Source organism: Mucilaginibacter sp. SMC90 (assembly GCF_022811725.1).
Taxonomy (GTDB): domain Bacteria; phylum Bacteroidota; class Bacteroidia; order Sphingobacteriales; family Sphingobacteriaceae; genus Mucilaginibacter.
On record NZ_CP094527.1, the window covers coordinates 3,301,120 to 3,314,146 of the forward strand.

The 13,027-nt window shown below is 41.6% G+C and carries 15 protein-coding genes; 1 reads left to right on the top strand and 14 read right to left on the bottom strand.

The window, feature by feature from the left end; genetic code table 11:
* Window positions 1-5: 5 nt before the first annotated feature.
* Together MTO98_RS13905 and MTO98_RS13910 are read right to left on the bottom strand one after the other, a co-directional pair.
* Complete coding sequence (locus MTO98_RS13905) at window positions 6-836, bottom strand: XrtA system polysaccharide deacetylase (protein ID WP_243487252.1); 831 nt, start codon at window positions 834-836, stop codon at window positions 6-8.
* Window positions 833-1,813: an NAD(P)-dependent oxidoreductase gene (locus MTO98_RS13910; RefSeq protein ID WP_243487253.1), complete on the bottom strand. Its 981-nt coding sequence runs from the start codon at window positions 1,811-1,813 to the stop codon at window positions 833-835. The genes MTO98_RS13905 and MTO98_RS13910 overlap by 4 nt, the downstream gene beginning before the upstream one ends.
* Window positions 1,814-2,742: 929 nt before the next feature.
* On the opposite strand from MTO98_RS13910, the gene MTO98_RS13915 reads away from it, so the two are divergent.
* Window positions 2,743-3,696, top strand: coding sequence for a hypothetical protein (locus tag MTO98_RS13915; protein ID WP_091207758.1), 954 nt, complete (start codon window positions 2,743-2,745; stop codon window positions 3,694-3,696).
* Between the two features lie 335 nt (window positions 3,697-4,031).
* On the opposite strand, the gene MTO98_RS13920 is transcribed toward MTO98_RS13915, so the two are convergent.
* From MTO98_RS13920 to MTO98_RS13975, 12 genes are all read right to left on the bottom strand, one after another.
* Window positions 4,032-4,886, bottom strand: a complete 855-nt coding sequence (locus MTO98_RS13920) for a bestrophin family protein (protein ID WP_243487254.1) — start codon at window positions 4,884-4,886, stop codon at window positions 4,032-4,034.
* 80 nt (window positions 4,887-4,966) lie between these two features.
* On the bottom strand, window positions 4,967-5,554 hold the full coding sequence (locus MTO98_RS13925; RefSeq protein ID WP_208864631.1) for a D-sedoheptulose 7-phosphate isomerase: 588 nt from the start codon (window positions 5,552-5,554) through the stop codon (window positions 4,967-4,969).
* Window positions 5,555-5,574: 20 nt separating this feature from the next.
* A complete protein-coding gene (locus MTO98_RS13930; protein ID WP_167667796.1) occupies window positions 5,575-6,264 on the bottom strand; it encodes a DUF1345 domain-containing protein in 690 nt (229 codons plus the stop codon).
* Entirely contained in the window at window positions 6,264-6,929 is a 666-nt protein-coding gene (locus MTO98_RS13935; RefSeq protein ID WP_091207752.1) for a hypothetical protein, read from the bottom strand. Before MTO98_RS13935 ends, MTO98_RS13930 begins: the two co-directional genes overlap by 1 nt.
* 11 nt (window positions 6,930-6,940) lie before the next feature.
* Window positions 6,941-7,555 (bottom strand): hypothetical protein, encoded by a 615-nt coding sequence (locus MTO98_RS13940; RefSeq protein WP_143065076.1) that lies wholly within the window; start codon window positions 7,553-7,555, stop codon window positions 6,941-6,943.
* The gene (locus MTO98_RS13945) at window positions 7,536-8,165 is read right to left on the bottom strand and encodes a hypothetical protein (RefSeq protein ID WP_091207746.1); all 630 of its coding nucleotides are present in this window, start codon (window positions 8,163-8,165) and stop codon (window positions 7,536-7,538) included. Before MTO98_RS13945 ends, MTO98_RS13940 begins: the two co-directional genes overlap by 20 nt.
* Window positions 8,162-9,508, bottom strand: a complete 1,347-nt coding sequence (gene rseP, locus MTO98_RS13950; RefSeq protein WP_091207743.1) for an RIP metalloprotease RseP — start codon at window positions 9,506-9,508, stop codon at window positions 8,162-8,164. The genes MTO98_RS13945 and rseP overlap by 4 nt, the downstream gene beginning before the upstream one ends.
* Window positions 9,505-10,140: a hypothetical protein gene (locus MTO98_RS13955; RefSeq protein ID WP_143065075.1), complete on the bottom strand. Its 636-nt coding sequence runs from the start codon at window positions 10,138-10,140 to the stop codon at window positions 9,505-9,507. Before MTO98_RS13955 ends, rseP begins: the two co-directional genes overlap by 4 nt.
* Window positions 10,116-10,295: a hypothetical protein gene (locus tag MTO98_RS13960; protein WP_091207738.1), complete on the bottom strand. Its 180-nt coding sequence runs from the start codon at window positions 10,293-10,295 to the stop codon at window positions 10,116-10,118. Before MTO98_RS13960 ends, MTO98_RS13955 begins: the two co-directional genes overlap by 25 nt.
* A gap of 6 nt (window positions 10,296-10,301) precedes the next feature.
* Window positions 10,302-11,033, bottom strand: a complete 732-nt coding sequence (locus MTO98_RS13965; RefSeq protein WP_091207735.1) for a ZIP family metal transporter — start codon at window positions 11,031-11,033, stop codon at window positions 10,302-10,304.
* Complete coding sequence (locus tag MTO98_RS13970) at window positions 11,030-11,710, bottom strand: hypothetical protein (protein WP_091207733.1); 681 nt, start codon at window positions 11,708-11,710, stop codon at window positions 11,030-11,032. Before MTO98_RS13970 ends, MTO98_RS13965 begins: the two co-directional genes overlap by 4 nt.
* Window positions 11,707-13,026, bottom strand: a complete 1,320-nt coding sequence (locus tag MTO98_RS13975) for an Nramp family divalent metal transporter (protein ID WP_091207728.1) — start codon at window positions 13,024-13,026, stop codon at window positions 11,707-11,709. The genes MTO98_RS13970 and MTO98_RS13975 overlap by 4 nt, the downstream gene beginning before the upstream one ends.
* Window position 13,027: the final 1 nt, after the last annotated feature.

Sequence of the window (13,027 nt, forward strand, 5' to 3'; positions counted from 1 at the left end):
CGTCCTTAACCAATTTGCTCTGCAGTAAGTATATTCTGTAGCGAAGTAAACTCAAAGTCCTGCAAAAGTCGTTCAATTTTACCAAAGGTTGAAGCAAGATTTGTATAATGTCTGATCGCCTTTAAGGCGGGCAATTTTACACGTGGCATCTCCGGGTCTATCTCCCAGGGATGGATATAAAAAATGTAGGCCCTTCCTGATTTTATTACATTGTTAACTAATTGTTTATATAAAAAATAGGGTAAAAAACGCAGGTATGCGCCACCGCTGCAAGGTATATTTTTGTTAAATAGCACAGCACAGGACAAGGGGATTTCCGTTAACCCGCTTTGCGGCGAATAAATAGTTAGGGGTGCATCGCCAATGCCATAATCCGGGTGCATGTTAGTTGGGTATACCGACGAATCGTACGCAAAACCAAGTTTTTTAAGTATGCCAAAGGCCCATTTTGTTGAATTTACAATCGTAAATGCAGGAGCACGGTAGCCTGCTGGTTTAATGCCGCAGGCTCGTTCTATTGCAAAAACCGACTTTATCAAATCCTCTTCAAAAAAACTGGGGGCTATGCCAGTTAATAGTTTATGTGAATACCCGTGTGATGCTATCTCATGCCCATCAATAGCAATTTTCTGTATCAGTTCCGGGTAACGATCTGCCACCCATCCTAAAACAAAGAACGTAGCTTTGCAATCGTACTTTTTTAATAACTCCAGCAGGCGTAGGGTAGGTGCTGTAACACGCCCTTCCAGATTATCCCAGTCTTCATATTTAATTTCGCTTATCAGGTTATGAGAGCAAAACCAATCCTCTAAATCAACAGTGAAAGCATTCTTCATATTGAATCAACAGGATGGCTTTTTGCATGCAATTCGGTTAGTATCTCGTTTACAGATGTTTGCCATGAGATGATGGGTGACCAGCCTGTTAATGCGCGGATCTTTTCTATATTGGGCTGCCGGCTGTAAATTTCAATCTTGCCGATTCTCTCCGGCGGTAACTTTGTATATAATAACTCCGATTTACTATTGCTGACTTTAATAATATAGCCGGCAAGCTCTTCAATAGTTGTAGTTATATTTTGACCAATGTTATACACATCGCCCCATGCTTTGGGCTCCTGAATTAATGCTATTACCGCGGTTAAAAAATCTTTAACGTTACAAAACCCGCGTGTTTGTAAACCATCGCCATACAATGTTAATGGATTGCCAGATAGGGCTGCATCTATAAAAGTAGGTACCACCATGCCAAATTCTTTACGCTGCCCCCGGCCAATTACGTTAAAGAGCCTGGCTATAATTACCGGGACGCCTTTTAAATTATGATAATTAAGGCAACTTACCTCATTGGCCATTTTTGATATCACGTAGGCGCTGCGCCCTTCGTTAGTGGTATAAGCACTCAAAGGATCCGTTTCAGCAAACGGGACTCCCTTAGACTGCCCATAAACTTCAGATGTGCTTGCAAAAAAAACTTTACATTTTTTTTTGTGTGCAACTTCTAACACGGCTGTCATACCATCCAGGTTGTTTGTGAAGGTATCATGCGAATTGGAAAAAACTTTTTTTACTCCTACAGTAGCTGCTAAGTGAAATATGATATCACCTTCTGCTGCTTTATCACCCCATGAGGCATGATCTTGTACGTTACAGGTTATCGTGGTTAACTTGGGGTGATCTTTAACGGGGCTTAAATTATCAGCCGAGCCAGTAGAAAAATTATCAATAGCAACTATTTCGTAATCAAGTTTTAATAATTCTTTTGTAAGGTTTGAACCGATAAATCCGGCCGCGCCCGTAATAATCATTTTCATAAATGATGGATATATAAGTCATCCAATATACACCAATTAACCCAAGTTGCGGGTTATAAAGAAAAAAGAAGAGTGAGCAAGTAAGAATAATTTTGAAGTTACCATACTTAAAACATCGCCTTTGGTTATGTGTCGGATTACCTACGTCGGATGAATTAAATGAGAAACTGAAACGAATCGGGAAACTTACCGGAAAAAATTATGTCAGGATAACTGCTTGACGGTTTCTGTTTCTTTGCCATTTAAATCAAATTTCATACATTTTTTGAAATTACTTTACTTGGACGTTATTAGAAGGGATCAAAAAAATAATTTGAATCATTTGTGTATAGTTCAATCAGGCAGTTAACTGCAAAAGACGATTGTACGGGCCGAAAAGGAGATCACTAAAAGTCTGAATATGCTTCATGATATACATTTGAAATTGGGCTTAAACGTTGAAGTAGATACGATGGTATATATGGCTTTTTTGAGTTCTCCGGTATAATCGGTGCCGCTGCATTCTGGTGAGCACTTGTTGTCAAATTAGGAGCTCACCAAAATGGCCGTTCAACGGTGAGTAATGACACCCAAATGCAACAAGAAAACCTTCAAACGTAGTGTTTGAAGGTTTTTATTGGTGTTTGATACCGTTTTCGTGGAGCCGGAGGGATTCAGGTCGAACACCTTTTACCAATTCTGTTTTTTATTAATGCATTGAAAAACAGATTGTTAAATAAAATAGCTGTATAATTTCTAATTAAATTTTAAAGGATAAAATCTGTTGATAATACGGTTTTATCCTTTTCATTTTTAAATTCCCACCTATAAAAAGTTCGACTATCGAACACATAATATATAATGATGATAATGGCCATAATACGAAATCAAGAATTAATTTTCTTGAAGGATAAGGAAGTGTTTGCATTCAAATTGGGATCTACCGTTATATGATTATCTTCGATGAACCAACCGAATTTCAAATGACGTTATTGATACAAACGCCACCACATTCCGAACCATTAATAAGTGATAATGTGCTCAAGTACCTAATACCCGCATGCGTATCCTTGTTTGTTTTTGGGCTGGGAATATTTGCGACCTGGTTCAAGCTAAACTTAGAAAGGAGGCGTCAATATCGACAATTGAAAGCCTTGTTCTATACTTGGGTACCGAACCTCTCAGCACCTGTCGAAGCCTTTGCTTTATCTTGTTCGGACTTGTCTGCAAGACTAATTGCATCCGAACGTCTTGCTGCGGAAGCCTTTGGATTTTTGTCGTTGAACACTGATAAGTTAGCAGCAATTGATATTCATCAACTTGTGAAAGCTTTTATTTATAATAGTACCGGCGAAGAGGCCAGTAATAATGAACAATTGTTTTATCTAACAAGTAATCTGGATTATCTACACAGGCTTGGCCCCGAGATTGAAGCAAAATATCAAGAGCACTATGCGAAGGCAAATAACCTTATGAATGATTGGAATACCGCATTCATGACGCTCACAAAAAATACAACTGCATTATTCAGTGAACTAACAATTAAGAGTCAACAACGTCAAACCCTGGAAAATCAACTACGTGATAATGCTGCAGCTTGGCTATTGATTTCGGCTCAAAATCCTCAAAATACTACATTAATATATAACAATCTGATCACACCGAACACGACAGCTTTGAACCAATATTTTCAAACTGCTCCCTCACAAGACACTCAGGTTAATGACCTCATGGCTGCTATCAGCGTAATTTCGGTAATCTATATGCAATGGCGAACGAGCCATGAAGGATATGCTACCGTCTTTAATAATTATGCAGGGAAACTCCGGGATACATACAAGCGGTTGCAAGCAGCTGTAGATCACTTTCAAACAAATACCGCTATCAAACCTATTTGCGATTGATATTCAGTGATTTTAACTATTATTTATTTTGTAAGTTATCCAACTTTCTAAGTTGGTCCCGAAATCTTAAAGATGCTTTTAAACTCCCATATATTTTTAAAATTAAAATAGCAGAAGGATAGTTACCAAAAAACAAACTGTTATCCTTTGCCATAATGGATCTTGGGACTTTTTCTTTTTGATCCTTCTTATGGTCAGGCCATGTTGCTCACCTAATTTTTTTGACTCATTATAAGTTTTTATTCTTTTCCTTTTCTTTTTTCTCATTAACGATAAGCCAAGGTTCTTCCAGTAGAATTCAATGGTTTCTAATTAAATTTCAGGAAATATTTATATTACATGATGTAATAAATTTCCGGCTGTGACGGTTGAACAGGAGCAGCAGGTTTTCCAATCATTTCCCGCAAATTGCCCTCAATAGTTCTGCTCAACGTTGTCATTGGGGTATCGGTCGGTTTATTTTCAAAAGGGTCCTGCATAAGGATCGCAGTACGTTCGATGGCAATGAATAATACTGGAATGGCAAAAGTGAGACAGATCTCTATAAATTTTGATTTATCCTCAAGTCCGAATGGAAGCAAAGTCATGAGCACATAAATTAGAAAATGGATCATTACGCTATAGGATCTCGGGAAAACAGTATTTTTAAGTCTTTCACATTTACCCATTCCATCACATAGTCGTGCTATGGTCGAATCAATTTGAACTTGCTTATTGGCATTAATGTTGAACTTTTCAGATGCATTAGCCAACAAATCAGCATGTTTATCCAGCAAATGATTTGGCAGGTTATTCGTTTTAACCTGGTTAACCGTTACATATTCAGCCACTGGTCCGGTAAAGGGGACTTTCCGAAGATTTTCAGTCAGTGCAAAACACCATAATATTTGTTGCTCTGCAAGTTTTGCCACCAATTCTTCACCATCTTTGGTTTTAGGAAAAAATTGTTTTGCCTGCCTGATCAGTGTGCGGCTATCATTTACTATACCTCCCCATATTATTCTCGCTTCCCACCATAACTGATATGATTGAGACGTACGGAATGCAAGTAGCAATGATAATAAGGTTCCCACAAAGGCAGAGACGGCCAGTGGAATAGAAACTTCTTTCAATAACCAGTAATGATCGAAGGTGCCAGCCAAAATCGCATAAGCGGCAACAGCAATGATGTCATATTTGATCAGGTTCAAAAAATAGGTGATCGAGATTCTTTTTTTTAATAGCATGGTAGATTAAAGTTTTAATTAAATTGAAAGTAATTTAACAATAATTATTTTTCACCCGAAGCAAATATCCGGTCAACAGCGCTGCATAAAAGATGACCGATCAATATATGCATCTCCTGTACCCTGGCAGTAATATCGCTATTTACATTTAAGGTAATATCACAAACAACGGATATCATGCCACCGTTGGCACCCGAAAGACCTATCAAGCGGCATCCCCGGTTCTTGGCTTCTAATAAACCAGAAACAACATTCTCGCTATTCCCGCTTGTTGAAATTCCTATCACTAAATCACCGGGCTGCGCCAGTGCTTCAACTTGCCTGGAGAAAACTGCCGGGAAACCATAATCATTACCTATCGCGGTTAGAGCTGATGTATCGGTAGTCAAAGCGATTGCAGGTAAACCCCGCCGCTCTTTTACATAGCGTCCCGTGAATTCAGCCGCGATATGTTGTGCATCGCTTGCGCTACCTCCATTACCAAAGAGCAGTAATTTTTTTCCGTTCTTAATGGTTTCAATAATCAATTCCGCAGCTTTTTCAAGCTTATTTAAAAACTCAGGATCTTTTAGCGTTGCAGCCGCCTCCAGGTGTTCCTGAATTTCGGCCTTCATGTGTTGGTGATTTTCCATAAGTAAGCTTTATTTGGTGGTTATTTTTGAACAATGCCTGCGATAACATTAATACTCAGCGCTACAATAATTGTGTTAAAGGAAAATGCCAGTAACCCGTGCAAAAGGGCAAGCCGGCGAATACGCCGGGAAGTTACTTGTACATCAGATACCTGGAAAGTCATACCGATCACAAAAGAGAAATAGGCAAAATCCAGATAATCAGGTTTTGGCTCATTCGGAAACTCTAAACCTCCTGGCTTAAATGCTTTGTTGTCCGAACCATCTTCTACATCACAGTAGTAAAAGTGGGCATAACGAAAAGTAAAAATGGTGTGAACTAATATCCACGAAGTAACAACGCAGGCTAATGACAAAAGCACATGAAAGGTTAGTTGTCGCAGATCGTTCTCTGTACCATTTTTTAATAATAATACAATGGCAAATAAACTCGCTACAGATGCAAATATGGCAAATAGGAAAACGAGGGTTTTACTCGAATCCTGGGCATGTGCATCATGGTGCATGGTAGACGGGTGAACTTTAAAGATCGTCAACGCAGAAAGTGTCAGTGATACCAGCGAATATGTCAGCCAGGTTAATAAGTACTGGTTCGAGATGGATACTGCCCCACGAACAGCAATCCAGCATATTGCTGCCAAAGTCAGCGCTACATATAATTTATGGTGGGCATCGAGCCGGGTAATATTTAATTTTATTGGTTTGGTCATTATTTTAATTGATGTGGTAATAATTTAATCGTCATCCCGATGGCCGCTGAAAGATTGGTAGGGTATAATAATTGGTCTCCTCGCAATTTAAGATCACTAAGGCCGGTAGAAGCATAAAGGGATAAGCGGTTGCTTAATGACAGGTTATAATTCAAACCGCCAATCAGGTAATTAGAGCTTCCTTTTAATGCTTTAGCAGGCTGATGGAATCTGAAGAAATTGACACCCAGGTATGGTGTTAAAATCAATGCATCAGGCGCTCGCTTGTTATGAATATCATAGGCTAAATGCAGACCGTACTGCCTATAATAGGTATTATTCGTCCCAAAATTCTTTGCAGCTTCTGCTTGCAAAAAACATTCCCGGTGTAACCGCACAGAAACGCCGAACTGCAAGCCGTAATTAATCCACGATAGGCGGCCGTCAGACTTCATTGTTGTTCTAACCGGAAATGCATTTAAAGCATAGGAAATACGGAAACGTTCTTCCCGTAAAGTATCTACTGATTGATGTTTTGCGGGATATTTTGTATGATCATTGGCTTGCGCCTGGGCATTTAAAGAAAAGCCAAGGAACACGAGCAAAATAAATGGGCTTACCCCGCCCCATAGCCTGGCTATGGGGTTCCGGGGATCTGCCTGAGCTCTAAACGTATGTGTTACCATTGACGGTGGTATTATCTTTCATATTTTGATTTCAACTGTACGATCATTTGCTGCTGCATCTTTAGACGCTGCCATACCTGGTCTTTTTCTTTAGTTGAGAGACCTACCTGCAAAAAACCGGCATTGATCTGATTCAAGTTTTCAAATACCTGAATCATCACCCACAGGTACAATCTTTCCCGATCCAAACCTTTGGGTTGCTGATACCTACTAAAATTTCGCATTGCAGCATCAACGGTCCGCTGAAACAAATCGGGTATTGGGGTGGCAGTTTGTTTGCAGGACGAAGGAAAAAGATCCGCCCGAAGCTGGTATTGTAATTGAACCATAGCTCGCGTAAATCCTGAATTTCCTGTACCGCTCTGTATTGCCGATTCCGTCATCGTAATCTTTAAAGCCCGGTCATAAATGGATCGGGTGATTTTAATGTAGTAGCTACGTGCGTTGTTGGGTGAAAATTTCAGCACCGAATCTGCTGTTCGCTGAATTTGTGTCAGGTAGTCCGGCAATGCTTTTTTGGACGTTAGGGGTTGCGCCAGCAAAGGATGGACTCCTAAAAACACAATGAGGAGGAACATTAATACAGTTTGGCAAACGTTGCTTGATTTAATTTGATTGATCTCCATCGGAAAAGTCGTTTTGTACCTGGTCTGTAAGCCATGATTTTAATTGACTGATATTCCTTTGTTTTACAGGTTCCCAATGCTTCTTCGCGTGAGCGGTAAAATAGGTATGATCGCTCAAGAATTGCAGATTTTGACGAACCCAATCCGAATTGCTATATTCTTTATCTAATACATTCGCCCATTCCATTCGGAGGCGTTCAGAATGAATCGCAAAATCAGGGAGTGCCAGATGACGCATGTCTGCATCACACATAATCGCCTGGAAATGGGTTTTAGGCTCTTGTGGCATCTGTGTGGCCCGTATACATTCATTAACCGGGTTAATGAACAAATCTTTTTTGCCCATACTCCGCAGAAAATCACCGGCAATTGTCATGCTAATTGCTTCATGCCCCTGATAGGTATAACAATATCCGCTATCATGAAACCAGGCCGAAACCATTAATATTTCCTGTTCCCATTCATTGAGGTGCATTTCGGTGCATAGGTCATTTACTGCAGCTACCATCAGCTGGGTATGATCGAGATTATGATAGACCATGCCGACAGCCAGCTTTTGTCCTAAAAGATTGATTATATATTCTTCAGTTTTTTTGATGAGTTCATTCATGGATGCATTGTGTTTAGTGTGCGGATGTCATTAAAAAGTACATAGCCGGATAATAAAAGGATTATCACTAATCCGCTGAGGGAGAAAAAGGCCCAAAATGTCCGGCTGACAGGTTTACGGGTAAATCCCTCGTAAATGAGTAATAACAAGATCCCGCCGTCCATCGGTGGTAGCGGAATTACATTGAACAGTGCAAGCGCAGTGGAAAGAAGTGCTACAAGCTCCCAAAACCTTTTGGGTTCAAAATTTCCGCTGAAAAGTGTGGCGATACGTACGGGTCCTACAAGTCCTTCGTTGGCTTTTACCTCACCTGATACCAGTTGGCTTAATCCGCTGGAGTTTTCAGATATGGTGTTCCAAACTTTATTAGTCCCTGCGGAGAGGGATTGACTTAATGTAATCCTTTGGGGTTTAACCAGAGGCAGTTTGTTATCCACGCTAAAGCCGATATGGCCGTCTTTCTCCTGATGGGCCAGCATAGTACTGGTTTTGCCGTCATGAATAACCGTCAGATAAAGCTGTCGCTGTTTATTCTCCTTTAATCGAATGATAAAATCATTATATGATTGTACGTAATCCCCATTAAGAGCGACGATATGCGATTTTTTAAAAGTCTGATTGTGGCGCAGATCGATGTTCGTGTAAATAGAATCTACCTGAAATCCTGCTTTTATCGAAAAAAATTGAGTTAACCCTTTATCTGCGACAAGCTGCATGATCTTTGGCGAGACGGCAACGTGCATGTGTATTTTTTCCTTGCCCTGATGACGGACAATGGATAAAACAGTATTACCCCGCATCAGGTGAGTACTCAGCAACTCGTCTTCATATAGAGAAGAGTCGGCATTGATCGATGTAACTTCATCGCCTGGCTGTAAACCGGCCTGTAACCCTAACTCACCAGGAAGTATGATTAAATCCCGGCCAATAGCAGTGACCTGGTTCCGGCCATAATAAAGAAAAATCCCGCAGTAAATAATCAGCGCCAGACAGAGGTTCATTGCGATACCGGCAGACATAACGATCAGGCGCTGCCAAACTGGTTTATCTCCATACCGCTGACCTTGTGGAACCTCCGCATCTTCATCGGCCTCATCCTCATCCACGGCTGTAAGACTTCCGGCCATCCGAACGTAGCCGCCAACAGGCAGCCAGCCTATACCAAACTCCGTTCCCTTATAATTGTATCGATACAATCGCTTATCGAAAGCATCGAAGAAAAGGTAAAACTTTTTGATCCTGATACCGAAAGCTCTGGCCGCAAGAAAATGCCCCAGCTCGTGGATGAAGACGAGCAGGCTCAGCCCAGCCAGAAATTGCGTGATCATGATCAGGATGTTCATAGGAGATCGCCAGTTTGTGTTAATTGAATTGCTCCATTAATTTGCTGGCTCACATCGGTTAACGACCGGATCAAAATTCCATCGTAATATCCTTGTGCCTTACCGCAGGTTAAATGGATGAATAATTCATTATTTTGAAGGAATCGCGGCATGAAAGGTGCCACCTCTGCCCGTAACAGGTTAGTAAGCGCTAATAAGCGTCCCGGGTGTAACAGGAAGATGGATACCTCGGAGGCATACTCACCCAAGCTATCTTCCGAAATACTACGGAGGGTCTTCAGATCTTTGAGGGCAACAAGGGCCATTTCAGGTGTGTTATTATTAACCGGTTGAAACCCTCGGTCGATACCCATTCCATTGAAATCATCTACCAATAACCGGTACCGGTAACTCACCTTGACAGATTGGGGCCATAACTCAACAATGATTGGTGAATAAGGAACCAGGGCATAGCAGTTCAGCCCCAGTGAAAGTCTGCGCGCCAGCGTCAGGTAAACCTGCAATTGCAGGTTACTATCCGTTATAGCCCGGTTATCCGGGTTGACTTTAATATGCAGGAATTGGTATGTACCCGCATCCTGGGTTACTTTAAACGGAAAATCCATATTTACCCCTCCAAATCTAAAAACCATTGTTGGGCCTGTTTAACGGCCTCCTTCTCCCTGGTACTTCCTTCCGGGATGTCGCTTTCTTTCAAATTCGCCTCAATCTCCAGTGCTTTAGATTTTACTTCAGGCTCCAGGTCTTTCAGTGGCGTTTGCATGTTTTTCGATTGATCTTGTTCCATTAGTTTTTATAATATTATGCCCAGAATTAGAAATATCAGGAAGCCTCCAAAGAACAATGCCGTATAAAAAGGCGAATCCTTTTCCTCATGTGCCTCGACTAAAAGTTCCTCGGTCACCAGGTACATCAGTGCCGCCGCTCCGAACGAAAGGATAAATTCCATTACCTTATCGGGAGCATTGTGCAACAGGAATAAGCCAGCTACCGCGCCAATCAAAAACACAATTCCAAGGCCTATCAATACCTGGTACATTTTACCCCTGCTTACTGCGGATGATTGAATGGTGGTAATGACTGCAATACCCAATGAAAAACATTCCAGCGCCAGCGCGAATGCCAGCAAAGTACCTTCCTTTTGGCCGGCAGCAAAGCCGATACCCAGTAAGATCCCATCGATGAGCAAGTCGATACCGATAGCGCTAAGTGCCGCCCATGGCAATTTGCCCGTCTTATCTTTGTTAGCCGCTTTTTCTTCCATTTTTTCAGTTACCTGCTTGACGATCAGCATTGATGCAATACCAAATACGAAACCAACCACGATCAGCAACGGGTCATGGATCTTGATCATATCCGGCAGCAACTCTACAGCTACGACCGAGAAAACTACACCTGCCGCGAAATGTAACGTCATACTTTTAAAGGCACTGCTGGCTGTGCGGAAGATGCCCAGGATTCCCCCAGCGATTAGCAGAACAACTGGGATTAAGGTAAACAGGATCTCTTTTTCTAATTGGCTCATAATTTTATATACTTATATAGTTCCGGAAACTGTTCTTCACTGGCCAGGCTGATCCGCACATAGGTAATACCCGCTGCTCCAGCGGCAATTGCTAAAGCAATTAATAATTGTAATGGGAAAAATTTCCTTTCCATTAACGCGGCCAGGTTAAGTCCGAGGCTGCATAGGGTCAGCATCACTTTTACCATCCAATGCCGTTTGCGCAAACAGAAATAGGCCAACAGGCACATACCTGTTACGACCGACCCGGTAACAAAGAGAATTTGACAACTTTCATAGGGTTTGGGATGGGCAAAGTTCAGTGACCTGCCGCATAATTCTGGCCAGAACCAACGCATAGCCTGGTTAAACAAAAGCAAAACAGCCGTAAGCAACAATCCAAACATGGAAAACCTGTTCAGCCAAAACATAAATCGCACGCGTTCTTTGTAGAGGAACATGAGAATAATTGCGCACCAATACGGAATCCAGTAGGGGACATTAATTAAATGAGGTGCCATGCTCCGAACCTGCTGCCATCTGACATACTGTACTGTTGTTTCCAACCAGCCATTTACTGCGCCAAGGTTTACATGAAAAACCGTAAAAATTACAGCGATCAGAAAACAGCTCATTGCTGCGATAGTAGCCCAGCAAACGATCTGAAATGTTTTTGAATCATATTTACTGAACTTCATTTGCTAAAAAATTCGAGGTAAATCAAAAAAAATGCTCCTGCTGTCATCACCAGCAAACAGAGTGTTCCCAAGACATTGGATAATGTTTTATTCGTGTACTCGCCCATGATTGTTTTGTTATTGGCGATGTGCAGCACAATTCCAATAATTACGGGACAAGTAACCCCATAAAGTATGGCTGTATATAGCAATGCATCTACCGGGTTGATACCGAAATAATTAATACCCAGACCCAGTAACACGGAAATAATCAGAATTACATAAAAGGCTTTTGCCTGATGAAATTTCTTATCAAGGCTGCCTTTTAAACCAAAAGTTTCCGTGACGATATAGGAAAGCGAACCACTTAACACAGGAATAGCAAGAAAACCTGTACCGATGATACCTACTGCAAACAACAGATACGACAGCCTTCCGGCAACAGGGGCTAATGCTTTTGCAGCTTGCTCGACTGTATCGATATTTCTTACACCATGCGAATAAAGCGCCGTGCCTGTTGCCAGGATGGTGAAGAACATGATCAGGTTGGACAAAAACATGCCGAGGTTAACATCAACGCTCATCTTTTGGATAAGCAAACCAAGTAATTTTCGCTCCCGTTTCTCACCATTATCTGGATGAGCCTCGCTCAGCGTTAACCTTCGTTTGTTAACGATCAATTGCCGTTTTACAGTTTTTACGTCCTCGGCTTCCATTGCCGTCTGCCAGAAAAAGAGATATGGTGAAATGGTGGTTCCCAATATCGCAACCAGCACGCCGATAAAATCTTTATCCCAACGAAAAGTCGGTATGACGGTTTGTTTAAGCACCTGCCACCAGTCCGGTTTTGTAAAAAACGGTACCGCTATGTAAAGCAGTAGGGTAAGACATAGGTATTTTAATACCGCAACGAACTTTTGGTATGGCAGATAAACAATAAAAAAAAGCAACAGACCTGTAAAAGCAATGCTGAAGTAAATGGGTGGCACTGATGGAATAAGCAAATTAGCGACAGCACCCATTGCAGCAATATCCGCTCCGATGTTCAGAATGATGGCAGGTACACTAAAAATCAACATCAGGTACAAAACAGGTTTGCCATAATGAGCCTTCAGCGTAGTCGTTAAACCCGCTGAGGTGATCAGGCCAATCCTGGCGCACATTTCCTGAATTGCCGCCATTAACGGGAAGGTGATGATAACAGTCCATAAGGTTGTTAAACCATATTTAGCTCCGGCCTGCGAATAAGTCGCTATACCCGAAGGGTCATCATCACTGGCCCCGGTCACGATACCTGGCCCCAGCGCCCCCAAAAACTTCCTGATCTTTTTGAGCATC

Excerpts from the sequence above, each read along its gene's own strand:
- MTO98_RS13975 (WP_091207728.1), bottom strand. The coding sequence starts at position 13,026 with ATGCTCAAAAAGATCAGGAAGTTTTTGGGGGCGCTGGGGCCAGGTATC.
- MTO98_RS13970 (WP_091207733.1), bottom strand. The coding sequence starts at position 11,710 with ATGAAGTTCAGTAAATATGATTCAAAAACATTTCAGATCGTTTGCTGG.
- MTO98_RS13955 (WP_143065075.1), bottom strand. The coding sequence starts at position 10,140 with ATGGTTTTTAGATTTGGAGGGGTAAATATGGATTTTCCGTTTAAAGTA.
- MTO98_RS13915 (WP_091207758.1), top strand. The coding sequence starts at position 2,743 with ATGATTATCTTCGATGAACCAACCGAATTTCAAATGACGTTATTGATA.
- MTO98_RS13960 (WP_091207738.1), bottom strand. The coding sequence starts at position 10,295 with ATGGAACAAGATCAATCGAAAAACATGCAAACGCCACTGAAAGACCTG.
- MTO98_RS13965 (WP_091207735.1), bottom strand. The coding sequence starts at position 11,033 with ATGAGCCAATTAGAAAAAGAGATCCTGTTTACCTTAATCCCAGTTGTT.
- MTO98_RS13905 (WP_243487252.1), bottom strand. The coding sequence starts at position 836 with ATGAAGAATGCTTTCACTGTTGATTTAGAGGATTGGTTTTGCTCTCAT.
- MTO98_RS13910 (WP_243487253.1), bottom strand. The coding sequence starts at position 1,813 with ATGAAAATGATTATTACGGGCGCGGCCGGATTTATCGGTTCAAACCTT.
- MTO98_RS13935 (WP_091207752.1), bottom strand. The coding sequence starts at position 6,929 with ATGGTAACACATACGTTTAGAGCTCAGGCAGATCCCCGGAACCCCATA.
- MTO98_RS13940 (WP_143065076.1), bottom strand. The coding sequence starts at position 7,555 with ATGGAGATCAATCAAATTAAATCAAGCAACGTTTGCCAAACTGTATTA.
- MTO98_RS13945 (WP_091207746.1), bottom strand. The coding sequence starts at position 8,165 with ATGAATGAACTCATCAAAAAAACTGAAGAATATATAATCAATCTTTTA.
- rseP (WP_091207743.1), bottom strand. The coding sequence starts at position 9,508 with ATGAACATCCTGATCATGATCACGCAATTTCTGGCTGGGCTGAGCCTG.
- MTO98_RS13930 (WP_167667796.1), bottom strand. The coding sequence starts at position 6,264 with ATGACCAAACCAATAAAATTAAATATTACCCGGCTCGATGCCCACCAT.
- MTO98_RS13925 (WP_208864631.1), bottom strand. The coding sequence starts at position 5,554 with ATGGAAAATCACCAACACATGAAGGCCGAAATTCAGGAACACCTGGAG.